At 27.6% G+C, this 293-nt stretch carries 1 pseudogene; it reads right to left on the reverse strand.

The window, feature by feature from the left end:
- Positions 1 to 235: pseudogene (locus tag BPMYX0001_RS29110) on the reverse strand (alveolysin); the annotation flags it as partial.
- Between the last annotated feature and the right edge of the window lie 58 nt (positions 236 to 293).

The following is a 293-nucleotide window of genomic DNA, read 5'->3' on the forward strand; positions in this document are numbered from 1 at the left end:
TTGGAACAAAACTCTCTACTTTATCACCATTTACTGCTAAAACCTCTTGATTATTATACTTAAGATTTGCTATACCAGTATCAATGCCACTTGCATTTTTTGTTGCACCAGCTGAATTACCTGTTTTTGTTTCCGCAAAGGAAATAGATGAATAACTAATAGTGCTTAAACTAACTAATAAACATGCTAATAATTTGATTCCTTTAACACTTTTTTTAATTTTCAAAAAATTCATTCCCTTCTTTTTTTCGTATTAAGGTATGATAATTGTTTATAAATAATTGCTGAACAAT

The organism is Bacillus pseudomycoides DSM 12442 (assembly GCF_000161455.1).
Taxonomy (GTDB): Bacteria; Bacillota; Bacilli; order Bacillales; family Bacillaceae_G; genus Bacillus_A; species Bacillus_A pseudomycoides.